Below are 15,539 nucleotides of genomic sequence, written 5' to 3' on the forward strand. Positions count from 1 at the left end.
AAAAGCCAGCACTTGATGCTGGCTTTTTTTATGATTTCACAACAAAACTCGGCTACTTATCTCGTTAAATTTGCTCAACAATCAAATGAACTCAATTTAAAAAAATGAGGCAAGGCCATGCAGGATCTTATTGAATACCTCTCGCAGGAGCAGTTGGTCAATATCATTATTTTGCTGGAAGATGATAAAAAATTAGAAGCTGTTCGCTATATCACCGAGAATACACCCTTGGATGAAGCTCAGGCGCTGCAAGTGATTGATGAAATTGTGCAGGAACATGATGTGGTCATGAAGCATGAGAGTATCGGTCCACGCTTTAGTGATGATGCCGGTGATATCGACCTGGTGACACCGCCACTGGAAATCCCCACCCATCCTAGTTTGAGTACACCGACAGAAGCTGAAATCACTGCGCAACAATTACGTGAAAATGTGCCAACCCGAAAAATTGAAAAGAAAATCTGGATGATGGCGGCCGTCGCAGTGGTCTTGCTGATTCTGGTCTGGATCATCAGTTAACGCGGTACAGAATGCCGGCTGAATTTAAATCAGTTCAATAATATCAATGGTAGGCGGCACCCGGAAACGGAAAGGTACACCGACCAAACCGGTACCGACAGTCACGAACACATCTGCATGTTCATGACGGTACATGCCCTTTTTATGTCCCAAAATTGAAACCTTTTTCATGACGTAATTAGTTAGCCAAGGCAGCTCTACCTGTCCGCCATGAGTATGCCCGGACAGCATCAGAGGACGCGTTGGCAGTTTTGGAATCATATCGACCGTATCAGGGTTATGCGAAAGAATGACCCAAGGCTTGTCCTGAGGCAAGTCTGGCAAACTGCGCATATCGGCTTTACCAGCCCAGAGGTCGCCTACGCCCAAAAGTCGGAATTCATCAAATTCGACAATTTGACCTTCAATATCCATAACCTGATTGACTTGCAATGCATAGTGCAATAACTCTCGAATCGGCGGTCCGGGATATTGCTCATCGTGATTACCATTGACTGAATAGACCGGAGCGTGAATCTCTTTTAAAACCGCCAGTTCCTGTGCCAGTTTATTTTCTGGCTCGTAAGTCCAGTCGCCAGCAACCACCACCAAATCAGGTTGAATATGATTTAATTTGTGTACAATTTGTCGCAACTGACGCTCATGACCCGAAAACAGACCGATATGCAAATCTGCAATCAGGGCGATTTTTACTGGCTGCTTTAAACGTTTATCTGCATTGATCTGATATTGTGTCGTTTTCACTTGAATTAAATGTGGCTCGATAAAGCGTGCATAAGTCAAAACCCCACTCAGCAAAAATACAAAAATAGCTTCATGCAGCGAATAATACCCCGTCCATCCAGCATAAATACTGAAGAAAACCAAAGGGATTAATAAATAGGCAAGATAAAACGCCAGCAAATGACCAAAAGCTTTAAAGGGATGAATGGTTTCGGTACGTGATTGGCTCGACCATGCCTGAGCCACAGCCCAGATGGCTAAAATCGCCATTCCTAGATAAAAATAAAACAGTACGGAATTCGAATCCCACATAAATTGGCCTTATTCAGTCGAGCAGCAGATTACTGGCTTTATATTTATCTTTTCATAGCTGGCAATTATACTCAATTCTAATTTTTCATTCTTCGACTTATATGGCCACTGCTCCCCGCGATCAAGTTCATCTTCAATCCTCAAGTTTTATACGCACTCATCGCTATAAAGCCGGCATTTTACTGAGCTGTAGCCTGGTACTGGGTCTGCCTGCGTGTAGCACCTTACCCAAGCAAACCGAACAGCCAAGCCAGATGGCATTTGAAACGGATACATCGCGAACCAGCCTGGCACAAATTGTTGAACCTTTACGTGATCAGAACATCGGGTTGACCGGTTATCGCGTGCTGTATGATCCGCTTGAAGCACTGGCTGCGCGGATTCAGCTGATTAATAAAGCGGAACGCAGTCTGGATCTGCAATATTACATTTGGGATAATGACCGAATCGGTGCCCTCGCCCTGCATGCGATTATTCAGGCAGCGGATCGTGGCGTAAAAGTGCGCCTGTTGATGGATGACAATAATGCCAAGAAAATGGAAGGGATTTATCTGGCCTTAAACCAGCATCAGAATATCGATGTCAAACTGTATAATCCCTATCGCTTTCGTAAATACCGCGCCATGGACATGGTGCTGGATTTAAAGCGCATTAACCGCCGCATGCACAATAAAAGTTTTATTGCCGATAACCAGATTGCCTTGATTGGCGGCCGCAATATGAGCAACCAGTATTATAATGTCAGTGAAAGCTATCAGTTCTCTGATGTCGATGTGATGCTGGTCGGTGCGGCATCGGATGAAATCATTCATTCCTTCGATGAATACTGGAATGATGATTATGCCTATCCGGTGCAAGAGGTTGTGAATCCACGGCATCATGGCTTACGTTTTCCAAGTTTAAAAGAACAGCTAGAAACCCATAGTCAGGATCCAGCGACTCAAAATTATCTGGATCTGGCCAATCGTTCCAGAGCCTTTGACCAATGGCTGGAACAAAACATTCAGCTGGATTGGGTGGAAGCTGAAGTGGTCAAAGATCCACCGAGCAAAATCAAAGCCAAGGCCAAAACCGAAGAACACCTGAATTTCCAGTTATTACAGCGCCTGGAAAAACCTGAACAAAGTGTCGATATTGTCTCTGCCTATTTTGTCCCGGAAAAAATTGGTGCAGACCGTTTAAAGAAACTGGCGAATGAGAATATCAAGGTTCGCGTCCTGACCAACTCTTTTAAGGCCAACGACGTTGCCGTGGTGCATGCCTTTTATGCCAAATATCGTCAGGATCTATTGGAAAATGGGGTGCAGCTGTATGAGTTCTTGGCAGCGCCAGAAGCTAATCACCTAAATGCCAATACTGAGGAAATTTCGAAAAAAGCTAAAGTCAGCCTGAAAGGACTGAGCCGTTCCAGCCTGCATGCCAAACTGATGGCACTGGATCAAAAACAGGTGTTTATTGGTTCTTTTAACTTTGATCCGCGTTCAGCCTATTTGAATACTGAAATTGGCGTGTTGCTGAACAGTCCGTCTTTGGCACGTGCAGTACACGACACCATGGACAAAAATTTAAGCAAATATGCGTATAAACTGGTGCTGGATGCGAATCAGAACATTAACTGGAAAATCAAGAAAGCCAATGGTGACGTTCAAACGTTTACCAAAGAACCAAAAATGAAATGGTATCAGAAAGCTGGACTTAAACTGGTGTCGTGGCTGCCTATTGAAGGCTTTATGTAAGTTTGATTCTTTGAACAAAAACCATAAAAAAGCCTCTTATTGAGGCTTTTTTAATACCCGTGACTGAAGTTCAACTAGGCCAGTCTGCATTTTTTCTTGGACCACACGGGTCAGGCTTTCAACCGTATGCCCTTCCGTGGCAATTGCAGGTAAAGCCACTAAATGTGCAATGACTTGCGGCATTTCCAGTACTTTTTTGACATGGGCAGCAAAACTGATGTCATTGACAAACGGCGCAACCATATCCAGTTCACCCTGCTGATTCACATAACAAATCAGACAGATTTGTACAGGACGCTGCGCTTCAATCGCGGCGCCTAAAATCCGGCCGTGCACTTTTTTGATGGCTCGCCCATCAGAAGTCGTCGCTTCAGGAAAGAACAGCACCGGAATATTCTGTTTCAGGAAACCGGTAATTTGTTCACGAATCCTGACGGAATCTCCTGAACCACGTTTAATAAATAAGGTGCCACCACCCTTGGCCAATTTGCCTAGAATTGGCCAGTTCTCAATTTCTGCTTTCGCCAGAAAAAATACGCGTGCCCCTGAACCCAGAACTGCAATATCGAGCCAGGACACATGGTTACTGACCCATAAGGCGGGTTCACGCGGAATCTCGCCATGTACCCGCACTTCGATATTGAATACTTTGCATAACTGGCGGCAAAAATGTTGCACATAGCGAGTATTGGTCGGGTTATTCGGATTTTTATATAAGCCATGACGAAAAACCAAATAGAACCCCTCACTGATGGTGGCCAATGAGGCGGTAATTTTCCGGCTATACAGAAAAAACTTGGCCAAGCCTTCGATATCTGGAGTCTGGTTTTGTACAGTTGAGTTCATAAAAACGTCATTAAATCCTAAGCGAGATACAGGGAATATCCACGAATTAAACTCATTCTATACTGTTCATTCGCAACTTGCATTGATAATAAAAATCGACCAATAACATCTATATCTTCAATTTTAATTGGATTAAAAAATCATTCAAACTAAAACTATCGAAATATTAGATTGAAAAGGATCGTAGCCATGCCAGATCAAACCCAGCCCGCGAACGACACACCTCAGCCTTTACAAGTGCTCAAATATATTTTGGGCGGCACCTTCATCTATGCCGTGGTACTGGTAACACTTGCACAACTGTTTATCAGCGCACTTTAAACCAAAGCGGCGCTAATTCAGTATCTGCACAGCCCTTTTTCAACTACACTAAAGTTTTCAAGTGGAGATTGGCCTGAGTGGAATATTTACAACAACATCGAGGGAGAGAGCGCGTCATTCTGGTGAGTGTCAGCGTACAAATGCTGGATGACCTTGATGCTGAAGAGTTTCGTTTGCTGGCCCAGTCTGCAGATACTGAAATTCTCGAACATATTTATGCTCAGCGGGTGAAACCCGATGCCAAATTTTTTATCGGCTCCGGCAAGGCAGAAGAAATCGCTGAACGTGTTGAAGAGCTGGAGGCCAATCTGGTCATTTTTGACCATGCCCTAACCCCAGCCCAAGCCCGTAATCTGGAACAGGTGATTAAATGCCGCGTGGTCGATCGTACTGAACTGATTCTGGATATTTTTGCCCAGCGTGCCCGTACCTATGAAGGTAAGCTGCAAGTCGAACTGGCACAGTTACAACATTTATCTTCACGTTTAATTCGTAGTCGTGGCAATCTCGACAGCCAGAAAGGCGGGATCGGTTTACGTGGCCCGGGTGAAACCCTGCTTGAAACAGACCGCCGTTTGCTGCGTATCCGTATGGGACAACTCAAGGCACGCATTGATAAAGTCCGCCAGACCCGGATGCAAGGCCGTGTTGCCCGTCAAAAAGCAGCTGTTCCAACAGTATCTTTAGTCGGCTATACCAATGCCGGCAAGTCGACCCTCTTTAATTTACTCGCCAACAGCGATGTCTATGCAGCCAATCAGCTGTTTGCAACCTTGGACCCTACTTTACGGCGTCTGGAATGGGATGGGATCGGCAATCTGGTGCTGGCCGATACGGTCGGTTTTGTCCGTAATCTTTCACATTCTCTGGTGGAATCCTTTAAAGCAACTTTGGAGGAAACCGTAGAAGCCACGCTGTTACTGCATGTCATTGATTCAAGCAGCCCAGAAATGCTGGAGCAGATTGAAGCTGTAGAAAAAGTCCTGAAAGAAATTGGTGTCGATGTTCCGATCCTGCAGGTTTACAATAAAATTGACTGTAGCGGTGACGAGGCCAAAATTATTTATCGACGTCCGGGTGAGCCAGAACGTGTCTATGTTTCAGCATATAGTGGCGAAGGAATTGACCTGCTGCGTAAAGCAGTACATGAGTCCTTGATGGGGCAACTACAGTCTTTCGATTTAATCTTGAAACCCGCTTATGGCAAGCTGCGCAACCAGCTCTATGGTCTGAATGTGATCCAGTCAGAACATTATGATGATGAAGGCCAGTTGCATCTGCATATTCGAATTGCCCCACAGAAACTGGAACAGTTGATTAAACAGGCGCATTTACCTTTAGATGAAATCCTGGGCAAACAGGCGCAGCAATTTCAACGTCCACTGGAAGCGTTTGAAATCCAGTCAAAGATCGAGTAAAACTTGATAAGTAAACTTATTAATATTAATGATCATAGCAATGAACTGGATAAAACGAATAGATTGGCCGGCATGGATCGGCACCCTTTTACTAATTATTGTCTTTCGGGAAGCTTCAGTCTGGTTAATGACCCAACTGAATCATCCTGAATTAGGTAATCTGGTCGGATTATTGAGCCTTTTAATTGCGCTGTTTACCTGGCGCTATTTTGGCAAGCTTCCTGCTCGCCTGGTCGATACCAATAACAAGCTCATGAAGGAAAGCGCCTTTGCCTTCCTGCCTGTCAGTGCAGGTGCACTGATGATGCTGGTACATATGGGCCAGAAAATTCCGGCCTTTCTGTTCATCATGTTTTTCAGCACCCTGATTCCTTTATGGATTTACGCCAAAATGGCCAAGCGCTGGTTATAGGAGTTCCGCATGTTATCTATTTTGTATGGCTTTGCGGTTACCCTCATCGCCTATCTGATTGCCAAACCCTGTAACCGGTTCATTCCGCAAATTCCCGTCATCGTGTTCAGCATGTTCTTTGTACTGGTGATTTTATTTGCGCTCGGCATTCCCTATGAAAATTACATGGATGAAGTTAATCCACTCTTTAACCATTTACTCGGCTATGTGACCGTCGCATTGGCTATCCCTCTGGCCGCGATGCGCTATGATGACCTGCCGCTCAAGGCCATTATCGGCATTTTAGTTTTTGCCAGTATTAGTGCTGTCGCCTTGCCGATGGGACTGGCTTATCTGCTGCATATGTCCTCTGCAGACATTATGGCGTTTGCTACCCGTGCCGTGACTACTCCAATTGCGATTAATATTGCCACCCTGCTGGATGCACCCATCAGCATGGTCATTTTGATCGTGATTCTTTCTGGTGTGATTGGTGCAGCTTTTTCTCCATTTATTCTGAGACATATCAATGATGAGCGCGCTTCCGGACTGGCTTTAGGACTGGCCGCGCATGCTATTGGTACAGCTCAGGCCTGGCAGCGCGGCAGTGTTGCAGGTCGTTATGCTGCTTTTGGCATGGCGGTAAATGCGGTCTTTACCGCGATCTGGTTGCCAACTTTTATACTTTATTTGCAAAAAATGTGACTAGTGAATCAAATTATTCATTTGTTTTATAGGGTAATCGTTCTTACTATAGAGTAAGAACACTAATCTCACCTAGGAACAGATATATGAAAAAGGTTCAATTCTTTTCAACTTTACTTTTAGCCTCTTTCAGCCATCTGGCCTTTGCCTCTGACCTTTCAGGCACATGGAGAAATATTGACGACAAAACTGGTTCGCCTAAAGCATTCCTCGAAATTCGTGAGACGGCTTCCGGCGTCTATGCTGCCAAGATCACAAAAATTACCCCGCGTCCTGGATATACCCCGAAAGAAAACTGTGTGTCCTGTCCTGCACCTTATACCAATAAACCTATTCTCGGTCTGGATGTGCTCACTGGCTTAAAGCACGTCGGCAATAACAGTTTTGCTCAAGGCAAGCTGCTTGATCCATTATCAGGGAATCTTTATAACACCAAGGCAAAATTAAGTGCCAATGGGAAACGTCTGATCCTACGCGGCTATATCGGCGTTTCAGCACTAGGCCGTAGTCAAACCTGGATTAAGCAGGATTAATTCCTGCTTTATTAAATAAAATGTGACGGGGTTATGCTTTAGTAGATAGAAGCTTGCATTTTAATGCATTAAGTTGTATGAATATTAAACATATGCTTTTTTCATGCAATATATATTATGAAAGTGTATTAACGTAGTTTGCGTCAACATTCACCACATGGAATTAGGTGAATGTTCATAAAAAAATAAGGATAAGGATATCGCATGTATAAAATCGCAATTTTAACTGTTTTTTCAGCTTCTTTATTCACAGGCTCTATGGCCTTTGCTCAGGAGTTATCTGGTCTTTGGCAACAGATTGATGATAAAACCGGCTCACCTAAAGCATTGATTGAAATGAAAACGCAGGCTGATGGCTCCTATACCGGAACGATTAATAAAGTCACACCTCGCCCAGGTTATACACCACGGGAAAAATGTGTCAAATGTCCACCACCTTATACCGATAAACCGATTTTGGGATTAGACGTTATTAAAGGACTGAAACCCACCACCAAAAATAACTATGCACATGGCCGGGTACTCGATCCACTCACCGGCAAAATTTATGATTTAAAAGGGCGGATTTCTGCCAATGGGAAACGACTGACTTTACGTGGATATATCGGGATCTCTGCGATTGGTCGCACACAAACCTGGATTCGCCAGGATTAATAAAAACAGCACTTTTGTGTTGGGGATATTTTATTCATCTATAAAAAAGGCATAAATATAATGAAACAAACTAAATTAGGATTAATGTTCATCGCTGCACTGATGACTGGGACTGCTTATGCACAGGATCTGACGGGCATCTGGCAGCAAATTGATGATAAAACCGGCTCACCAAAAGCAATTATTGAAATTCGTCAAAATGATAATGGGACTTTTGCTGGAAAAATTATCAAAGTGACTCCACGTCCAGGCTATACTCCACAAAAGACCTGCAATAAATGTCCCGCGCCTTATACCAATCAGCCGATCATGGGCATGGATGTATTGACTGGTTTAAAACATGTGGAAGGCACCAACAATTATGAAAAAGGTAAAGTGATTGATCCATTGGCAGGTAAAGTTTATGACGCTCGAGTGCGTCTAAATGCCAATGGTAAACGTTTAACCTTGCGTGGTTATGTGGGTGTGTCCGCTTTAGGCCGTAGCCAGACCTGGATTCGCCAAGATTAATACCTAATTCTCATTATTCAAAAAAGCTGCCAAATTGGCAGCTTTTTTTAGTGTATCAACTCTATAGTATTCAGATAAGTGTTGACTATTTTAGTAAGATTTCTAACATGAGCGGGCGATGATAAAAATTCTTTGGAATGACTCTCTATGTTTAAAAAAATATTACTTGCCGCGCTTACAGCAGGATGTATGACGAATTTGTGGGCAGACGATATTACCGGGACCTGGCAACAAATTGATGATAAAACGGGGGCGGCTAAAGCGATTATCGTCATTAGCAAAGAAGCAAATAATACCTATTCAGGCAAAATTGTAAAAATCACGCCTCGCCCAGACTATAATCCACGTGAAAAATGCAATAACTGCCCTGCACCTTATACCAATCAGCCTATTTTAGGCATGACCATTTTAAAAGGCCTAAAACTGGTTGAAGGCACCAAAAATTATGACAAAGGTCGTATTATCGATCCATTGGCAGGTAAAATTTATGATGCAAAAATGCGTTTAAACAATACCGGTAAACGTTTAACCTTACGTGCCAGTATGGGCGTTTCAGTTCTAGGCCGTAACCAGACCTGGATTCGTGCAGACTAATCAAGAATCCAAGAATTAAAAAAGCCACGTGATCACGTGGCTTTTTATTGGATACACTTAGATCACCGGATTATCAACCGCGAACATCTGCTGATCTTCCAGGCGGAAGGCCATCAGTTGATTACCCCAGACACAACCGCCATCTACATTCTGAATCTTGTTCGAAATGGTTTTACCGTTCAAGGCGGCCCAGTGACCAAACAGGATCTGATGAGTTTGTGCGGCCTGTGATTCAAACTCAAACCAAGGTTTAAAGCCTTGCGGCATCGGATCATCCAGCGCATCTTTAAAGCTGTATTCCAGGCGTCCCTTAGCATCGATTAAACGCATCCGGGTCAAGTAATTCACGATACAGCGAATACGTTCATGGCCTTGTAGTTGATCCGACCAGAGTGCTGGTTCTTTCCCGAACATTTCTTTCAGGAAATCATCCAGCACATCAAAGTCATCATGAGCAATGATCGCTTCAACTTCTTGTGCCAATTGAGCAGTTTTTTCTGCACTCCAGATATTCGGAATTCCAGCATGCGTCAGAATAGTCTGCTCATTTGGAAATAGACACATTGGCTGTTTGCGCAGCCAGTCAATCAGGTCATCACTGTCGATCGCATCAATCACATCACGGACATTGTCTTTTTCTTTTACTGGCTTGATACCACGGGCATAAGCCAGCAAAGTCAAATCATGATTTCCCAAGACCGTCGCAGCCGCACCTTGTTCAGCCAGCTTTTTGATAAACCGCAATGCAGCGATTGAGTTTTCACCACGTGCAACCAAATCTCCAGCAAACCAGATAAAATCTTGTTCTGCATCAAACTGGATTTCCTTGAGTAAAGCTTTCAAGGCCTCAAAACAACCTTGAACATCCCCAATCACATAATTATATCGAGCAGTGCGGTTCATCGTAATTTAAGCCACCATTTGATCTGAAAGTGCAACAAACTGTTCAAGGGTTAGGGTTTCTGGACGCGCCATCGGATCAACACCCGCTTTTTCAAAACCTTCTTCGACCAGCATACCCTTCAAGCTGTTACGCAGAGTTTTACGACGCTGGGTAAAGACATGCGATACCAGACGTGCCAGCGCTTTTTCATTCTTCGCCACAATCGGTTTAACTTTATAAGGCTCTAAACGGAATACCGCTGAGGTCACTTTTGGAGGCGGATTAAAAGATCCAGGTGGCACTTCGAATAAGAAAGTCGGTTTACAGAAATATTGAATCATCACCGACAGACGGCCATATTCTTTGGTATTCGGTGATGCGGTAATGCGATCCACGACTTCTTTTTGTAGCATGAAATGCATGTCTTGCACTTTGTCACCAAATTCCAAAAGATGGAATAACAATGGCGTAGAAATATTATAAGGCAAGTTACCGACGACACGTAGTGGACGATCTTCCTGAAACAATTGAGAATAATCATATCTCAAGGCATCGGCTTCAATAATGGTTAAACGTTCCGGATGCGGCACACGACCCGGCAGACCAGCAGCCAGATCACGATCCAGCTCAAGTACGGTTAAGGCATCACATTCGCCAATTAAAGGTGAAGTCAAAGCGGCCAGACCCGGGCCAATTTCCAGAATGTTCTGACCTGGACGCGGATTGACTGAGCGTACAATTTTGGCAATGACACGCTGGTCATGTAAAAAGTTTTGACCAAATCTTTTTCGAGCCTGATGCCCTTCATCTTTTGGGTTTAAGGCATTAATTTGATACATAAAAACATTTCCAACGTGAGTGATGAACAATAATCAGTGGCGCGCCAGATCGAGGGCTAAATCGACAGCAACGTGCAGGCTGGAACTTTTCGCAAGTCCCGTCCCCGCAAGGGAGAGTGCTGTGCCATGATCAACAGAAGTTCGAATAAACGGTAAGCCGAGGGTAATATTAATGGCTTCACCAAAGCCCTGTGATTTTAACACAGGTAAGCCCTGATCGTGATACATCGCCAGAACAGCATCAGCATCTTTTAGGTTTTCTGGAGTAAATAAAGTATCAGCAGGTAGGCTTAAACTCATGTTGATACCTTGGGCACGATAGCTTTCGAGTACCGGATTGATCACTTCAATTTCTTCCATCCCCAAATAACCGCCCTCCCCGGCATGCGGATTTAAACCGCAAACCAGTATATTCGGCTGTTCAATCTTGAATTTGGATTTCAGGTCGTGAATCAGAATATCAATCACCTGATGCAAGCGTTCAGGCGTAATCGCATCTGCCACGGCACGAAGCGGAAGATGGGTAGTGGCCAAGGCCACGCGTAAAGTTTTGGTGGCCAGCATCATGACTACACGTGGAACACCAGCAAATTCCTGGTAATACTCGGTATGACCACTAAAAGAAATGCCCGCTTCATTTATCACGGACTTTTGTACAGGCGCAGTCGCGACGCCGACACTTTTTCCTGACATGGCATAGTCTGCGGATCGACGCAGTTGCTCCAGTACATAAGCCGCATTGTTCAGATTCAGCTCACCCAATACGACGTCTTGCTGCACGGGAACATGCTCTACAAATAGCTGACCGATGCCTGAAGATGACTCCTGTCCTTGATATTCAATCAGCTCAACCGATAATTTGAGTATCTGAGCACGTTGCTCGAGCATATGAATATCCGCCAATACCACAATTGGGCGCTCATCAACACGATCTGCAAGACTCAGGCAAATATCAGGACCAATTCCGGCAGGTTCCCCACTGGTGACATATAAAGGCAGCATCATCTTCTCAATTTGGCAAAGCTGAGAAATATTATAACCCGATCACGCCTACGCTGTAGTAATCATTGCAAAGAGTACTTATAAATCAATATTTTGATACCATTGAAACTATGGTTACAAATATAGTTGCAGTTTTTGTAGCATATAAAGGCTTAGGTCTTTCTTTCACCAGGGAGATTAGATAAAATACAGCGCTTGAAATTTTAATTTTCATTTGTGATTCTTCACGTATTCGTTTAGAATCGCGTCTCCTTTAGTTTGGACAGATTCCATAGTCCAAACCAACTATAATAGGTAGTGGTTTAATGAAAACTCTCAGCGCTAAGCCAGCTGAAGTTCAACACGACTGGTACGTTGTTGATGCTTCTGGCAAAACTTTAGGTCGCCTTGCGACTGAAATCGCTCGTCGTTTACGCGGTAAGCATAAAACTTCTTATACTCCTCACGTTGACACTGGCGACTACATCGTTGTTATCAATGCTGAAGAAATCACTGTGACTGGTAAAAAGTCACAAGATAAGAAATACTATCGCCACACTGGTTTCCCTGGTGGTATCCGTGAGACTAACTTTGAAAAGTTAATCGCTCACAAACCAGAAGCAGTTCTAGAAAAAGCTGTTAAAGGTATGTTACCTAAAGGTCCTCTTGGTTATGCAATGATCAAGAAAATGAAAGTGTATGCAGGTACTGAGCATCCACACGCTGCTCAACAGCCACAAGTTTTGGACATCTAAGGGATAACAGCACATGGCTACTAATTATGGTACAGGTCGCCGTAAGACCGCAACTGCACGTGTTTTCCTATCAGCTGGTACTGGTAAACTCGTAATTAACAACCGTACTCTTGAACAGTATTTCGGTCGTGAAACTGCTCGTATGGTTGTTAACCAACCACTTGAGCTTCTTGAAGCTACTGACAAATATGACCTTTACATCACTGTTGCTGGTGGTGGTATTGGTGGTCAAGCAGGCGCTATCCGTCACGGTATTACTCGTGCATTGATCGCTTCTGACGAAACTTTAAAACCTGCTCTTCGTCAAGCTGGTTTCGTTACTCGTGATGCTCGTGAAGTTGAACGTAAGAAACTTGGTTTACGTAAAGCTCGTAAACGTCCTCAGTTCTCTAAACGTTAATTCGTTTACCGAATCGGACAAAAAACCCTGGATTTTCCAGGGTTTTTTTATGGCGGTTAGTGGGTCATTTAGAACTTTTTTCTTGTTATTGTTCATGTACATCCTTACCCCATACCCCTTCGTGACACCAGAATGACTTCATCAAATAATAATTTGCGATCCCAATACAGATAAACAGCAAAATGACAGGAAGCTTGATCAGCATCTTATTTTCCTCCAGTTGTTTTTCTTATAATCTACCTTGGCTCAAGCCGATTGATCTTTGATGCTTGGTGCTTTTTAGGTTGAATTTTAGTATCCTAGTCTATTCATTAGAAGCTCATCAGGATTTATGTCAGTCGAAAGCGCGCCTCTTCAAGGAATCACTCTCTATAGTCATGCCGATGACTTTCGTTCCCATTGGATTCGCTATGTGCTTACCGAAAAACAGATTAAATATAACCTGATTTTGGTGGATGCCGATGATGAGGATCTGGCCAGTCTCAATCCTTATAATCAATTGCCGATGCTGATCGAAAATGAACTTAAATTATTTAATACTTCGATTATCTCAGAATATGTAGATGATCGTTATCGTCAGAATAAACTGTATGCCGATGCTCCGATGCCCCGGGCAGAGCAACGACAATACATCTGGCGCTTTGAAAATGACTGGCTGAAACTGGCTGATCTCATGTTACGCCATCCTGATACGCTGGATAAGAAAGCCAGAACTCAGGCACAAAAGCAGTTACAGGATATCCTGATTTCACTAATGCCACTATTCCAGCATTTTCCCTATTTTATGTCTGAACAATTTAGTATCCTGGATTGTATGTTGGCACCAATTTTTATCCGTCTGAAACAGATGGGCGTAGAATTACCACAGCAGCAATGCCGTCCGTTTTATTTATATTGCCAACGAATTTTTAGTCGTCCTGCCTTTGTAAAATCCATGACATTGCAGGAAAAGAACCGTTATTCAGTGCAACTCAAACATCCATAGAGAAACATCATGTCCGAACAAGAATTCAACCTTAGCCCTACCCGTCCCTATATGGCACGTGCAATCTATGAGTGGGTTTGCGATAACAATATGACGCCTTACCTGCTGGTGGATGCCACACGCCCAAATACCATGGTTCCTGAGCAGTTTATTAAAGATGGACAGATTGTTCTGAATATTGTGCCACATGCCGTGCATGCGCTGCATATGAGCAATGATGCCATTAGCTTCTCGGCTCGCTTTGGTGGCGTTTCTCGTGATATTTATGTGCCTATGGCAGCAGTACTCGGTATTTATGCACGTGAAAATGGTCAAGGTTTATTCTTTGATCCAGGTGAATATGAGCATACACAAAATGATGAAGATGCTTTAAAATCAAGCACTGAAGAACAAACTGAACAACCAAAGAAAAAACCGACTTTAAGACTATTAGATTAAAAATAATGGAGCAAGTGAATGGCTTTTGATTTAGTACAATATTTTGTTGAACAGATAGAGACTCAAAAGCCTGAGCTTCTAAAAGAATATACAAAAGAAGAAAGACGAAAATATATATCAGAAATCAATGCCTTAACTTTAGGAAAACTTATTACTGAATGGCGTCATAACCCACAAAAAATTTATAATGAAATCAATCATCCTGATGAATTATATATCCTGGAAATCGTGCGTCATCTCGCTACCAGTCCGGAAAATCAATCCACTCTGGATCGAGCCCAGCTTGAGCACAGCACTTCAGAAATTTTTCATTTACAGCTTATTGAATTAAAACAACTGCATGATACCGGCAACCATAATATCCATAGCATTCAGGAATTACTGACCGGGCAAATTGAACATTTATCTGGTCAAGCAGATGATTGGGTTTGGACAACAAACAAGCTAACAGAACTCAAAGGCTCTAAACCAATTGTGCAAGAAGAGCTATCATTGGAAGCATCAATGAAGGAGTTTAATCAAATGGTAAGCCAGAATCAGCAGCATCAAGATATCGAAGAAGTGATTGTTGTCGACACCCCAAAATGGGCAAAGATTGTTGAACCAATCGTAGCGATTGCCATTCTTTGGGTATTAATTGCAGCCGTAATGCGTGTGTTTGGATAAAATAGCCAGCAGTAAAAAACCAGCGATTTGCTGGTTTTTTTATGTGCCAAAATTTACAAAATCAGCTTATAAACTCTTTTAGAGCCAGCCTTACAGAGATCCTAATAGGTCAAACAAATTGACAGGAGTCCTCTGTCTCAGAAGAATCTGATCAACTTTGAGGTATAGATATGTTAAATATCTTATCTAAAAACCCGCACATAAAAAAATCCCCCTCTGCGTATGCGGAGGGGGATTTCGAATAATGAGCTGGCGATGACTTACTCTCACATGGGTAACCCCACACTACCATCAGCGCTAAGAGGTTTCACTTCTGAGTTCGGGAAGGGA

20 protein-coding genes and 1 rRNA gene are annotated in these 15,539 nt (G+C 43.3%); 15 read left to right on the plus strand and 6 right to left on the minus strand.

The window, feature by feature from the left end; translation table 11 throughout:
- The first annotated feature begins 117 nt into the window (after positions 1 to 117).
- On the plus strand, positions 118 to 519 hold the full coding sequence (locus F995_RS06270) for a hypothetical protein (protein ID WP_004645954.1): 402 nt from the start codon (positions 118 to 120) through the stop codon (positions 517 to 519).
- 24 nt (positions 520 to 543) lie between these two features.
- On the opposite strand, the gene F995_RS06275 is transcribed toward F995_RS06270, so the two are convergent.
- On the minus strand, positions 544 to 1,554 hold the full coding sequence (locus tag F995_RS06275; RefSeq protein ID WP_004281695.1) for a metallophosphoesterase: 1,011 nt from the start codon (positions 1,552 to 1,554) through the stop codon (positions 544 to 546).
- 101 nt (positions 1,555 to 1,655) lie between these two features.
- Here F995_RS06275 and F995_RS06280 point away from each other — a divergent pair, with 101 nt between their 5' ends.
- On the plus strand, positions 1,656 to 3,290 hold the full coding sequence (locus tag F995_RS06280) for a phospholipase D family protein (RefSeq protein WP_004645955.1): 1,635 nt from the start codon (positions 1,656 to 1,658) through the stop codon (positions 3,288 to 3,290).
- 36 nt (positions 3,291 to 3,326) lie between these two features.
- On the opposite strand, the gene F995_RS06285 is transcribed toward F995_RS06280, so the two are convergent.
- Positions 3,327 to 4,136 carry a lysophospholipid acyltransferase family protein gene (locus tag F995_RS06285; protein ID WP_004645956.1) on the minus strand — a complete coding sequence of 270 codons (810 nt, stop codon included), beginning with the start codon at positions 4,134 to 4,136 and terminating at the stop codon, positions 3,327 to 3,329.
- A gap of 189 nt (positions 4,137 to 4,325) precedes the next feature.
- On the opposite strand from F995_RS06285, the gene F995_RS17095 reads away from it, so the two are divergent.
- The 8 genes from F995_RS17095 to F995_RS06320 all read left to right on the plus strand — a co-directional run bounded on the left by F995_RS17095 (position 4,326) and on the right by F995_RS06320 (position 9,262).
- Positions 4,326 to 4,457 carry a hypothetical protein gene (locus tag F995_RS17095; RefSeq protein ID WP_004645957.1) on the plus strand — a complete coding sequence of 44 codons (132 nt, stop codon included), beginning with the start codon at positions 4,326 to 4,328 and terminating at the stop codon, positions 4,455 to 4,457.
- A gap of 77 nt (positions 4,458 to 4,534) precedes the next feature.
- Positions 4,535 to 5,875, plus strand: a complete 1,341-nt coding sequence (gene hflX / locus F995_RS06290; protein ID WP_004645958.1) for a ribosome rescue GTPase HflX — start codon at positions 4,535 to 4,537, stop codon at positions 5,873 to 5,875.
- A gap of 40 nt (positions 5,876 to 5,915) precedes the next feature.
- Positions 5,916 to 6,287, plus strand: a complete 372-nt coding sequence (locus F995_RS06295) for a hypothetical protein (protein ID WP_004281691.1) — start codon at positions 5,916 to 5,918, stop codon at positions 6,285 to 6,287.
- Between the two features lie 9 nt (positions 6,288 to 6,296).
- Positions 6,297 to 6,971: an LrgB family protein gene (locus tag F995_RS06300; protein WP_004645959.1), complete on the plus strand. Its 675-nt coding sequence runs from the start codon at positions 6,297 to 6,299 to the stop codon at positions 6,969 to 6,971.
- An 86-nt stretch (positions 6,972 to 7,057) separates the two neighbouring features.
- The gene (locus F995_RS06305) at positions 7,058 to 7,504 is read left to right on the plus strand and encodes a DUF2147 domain-containing protein (protein WP_004645960.1); all 447 of its coding nucleotides are present in this window, start codon (positions 7,058 to 7,060) and stop codon (positions 7,502 to 7,504) included.
- Positions 7,505 to 7,708: 204 nt separating this feature from the next.
- Complete coding sequence (locus F995_RS06310; RefSeq protein WP_004645961.1) at positions 7,709 to 8,158, plus strand: DUF2147 domain-containing protein; 450 nt, start codon at positions 7,709 to 7,711, stop codon at positions 8,156 to 8,158.
- 60 nt (positions 8,159 to 8,218) lie between these two features.
- Positions 8,219 to 8,668 (plus strand): DUF2147 domain-containing protein, encoded by a 450-nt coding sequence (locus tag F995_RS06315; protein ID WP_004645963.1) that lies wholly within the window; start codon positions 8,219 to 8,221, stop codon positions 8,666 to 8,668.
- A gap of 147 nt (positions 8,669 to 8,815) precedes the next feature.
- Positions 8,816 to 9,262: a DUF2147 domain-containing protein gene (locus F995_RS06320; RefSeq protein WP_004645964.1), complete on the plus strand. Its 447-nt coding sequence runs from the start codon at positions 8,816 to 8,818 to the stop codon at positions 9,260 to 9,262.
- Positions 9,263 to 9,319: 57 nt separating this feature from the next.
- On the opposite strand, the gene F995_RS06325 is transcribed toward F995_RS06320, so the two are convergent.
- From F995_RS06325 to pdxA, 3 genes are read right to left on the minus strand one after another with little or no spacing between them, the layout of a single operon-like run.
- Positions 9,320 to 10,165: a symmetrical bis(5'-nucleosyl)-tetraphosphatase gene (locus F995_RS06325; protein WP_004645965.1), complete on the minus strand. Its 846-nt coding sequence runs from the start codon at positions 10,163 to 10,165 to the stop codon at positions 9,320 to 9,322.
- Positions 10,166 to 10,171: 6 nt separating this feature from the next.
- Positions 10,172 to 10,984 carry a 16S rRNA (adenine(1518)-N(6)/adenine(1519)-N(6))-dimethyltransferase RsmA gene (rsmA, locus tag F995_RS06330; protein WP_004645966.1) on the minus strand — a complete coding sequence of 271 codons (813 nt, stop codon included), beginning with the start codon at positions 10,982 to 10,984 and terminating at the stop codon, positions 10,172 to 10,174.
- A gap of 33 nt (positions 10,985 to 11,017) precedes the next feature.
- Complete coding sequence (pdxA, locus tag F995_RS06335) at positions 11,018 to 11,986, minus strand: 4-hydroxythreonine-4-phosphate dehydrogenase PdxA (protein WP_004645967.1); 969 nt, start codon at positions 11,984 to 11,986, stop codon at positions 11,018 to 11,020.
- A gap of 305 nt (positions 11,987 to 12,291) precedes the next feature.
- Here pdxA and rplM point away from each other — a divergent pair, with 305 nt between their 5' ends.
- From rplM to F995_RS06360, 5 genes are all read left to right on the plus strand, one after another.
- Positions 12,292 to 12,720: a 50S ribosomal protein L13 gene (rplM, locus tag F995_RS06340; protein WP_004281682.1), complete on the plus strand. Its 429-nt coding sequence runs from the start codon at positions 12,292 to 12,294 to the stop codon at positions 12,718 to 12,720.
- A gap of 13 nt (positions 12,721 to 12,733) precedes the next feature.
- Positions 12,734 to 13,120 (plus strand): 30S ribosomal protein S9, encoded by a 387-nt coding sequence (gene rpsI, locus F995_RS06345; RefSeq protein WP_004281681.1) that lies wholly within the window; start codon positions 12,734 to 12,736, stop codon positions 13,118 to 13,120.
- A 331-nt stretch (positions 13,121 to 13,451) separates the two neighbouring features.
- On the plus strand, positions 13,452 to 14,105 hold the full coding sequence (locus F995_RS06350; RefSeq protein WP_004645969.1) for a glutathione S-transferase N-terminal domain-containing protein: 654 nt from the start codon (positions 13,452 to 13,454) through the stop codon (positions 14,103 to 14,105).
- Positions 14,106 to 14,114: 9 nt separating this feature from the next.
- Positions 14,115 to 14,543 (plus strand): ClpXP protease specificity-enhancing factor, encoded by a 429-nt coding sequence (locus F995_RS06355; RefSeq protein WP_004281679.1) that lies wholly within the window; start codon positions 14,115 to 14,117, stop codon positions 14,541 to 14,543.
- An 18-nt stretch (positions 14,544 to 14,561) separates the two neighbouring features.
- Entirely contained in the window at positions 14,562 to 15,209 is a 648-nt protein-coding gene (locus tag F995_RS06360) for a hypothetical protein (protein WP_004645970.1), read from the plus strand.
- 247 nt (positions 15,210 to 15,456) lie between these two features.
- Here the strand turns inward: F995_RS06360 and rrf are convergent.
- A 5S ribosomal RNA gene (gene rrf / locus F995_RS16165) occupies positions 15,457 to 15,539 on the minus strand; the annotation flags it as partial.

Origin of the sequence: Acinetobacter sp. CIP A162, from assembly GCF_000367905.1 — a bacterium.
GTDB lineage: Bacteria > Pseudomonadota > Gammaproteobacteria > Pseudomonadales > Moraxellaceae > Acinetobacter > Acinetobacter lwoffii.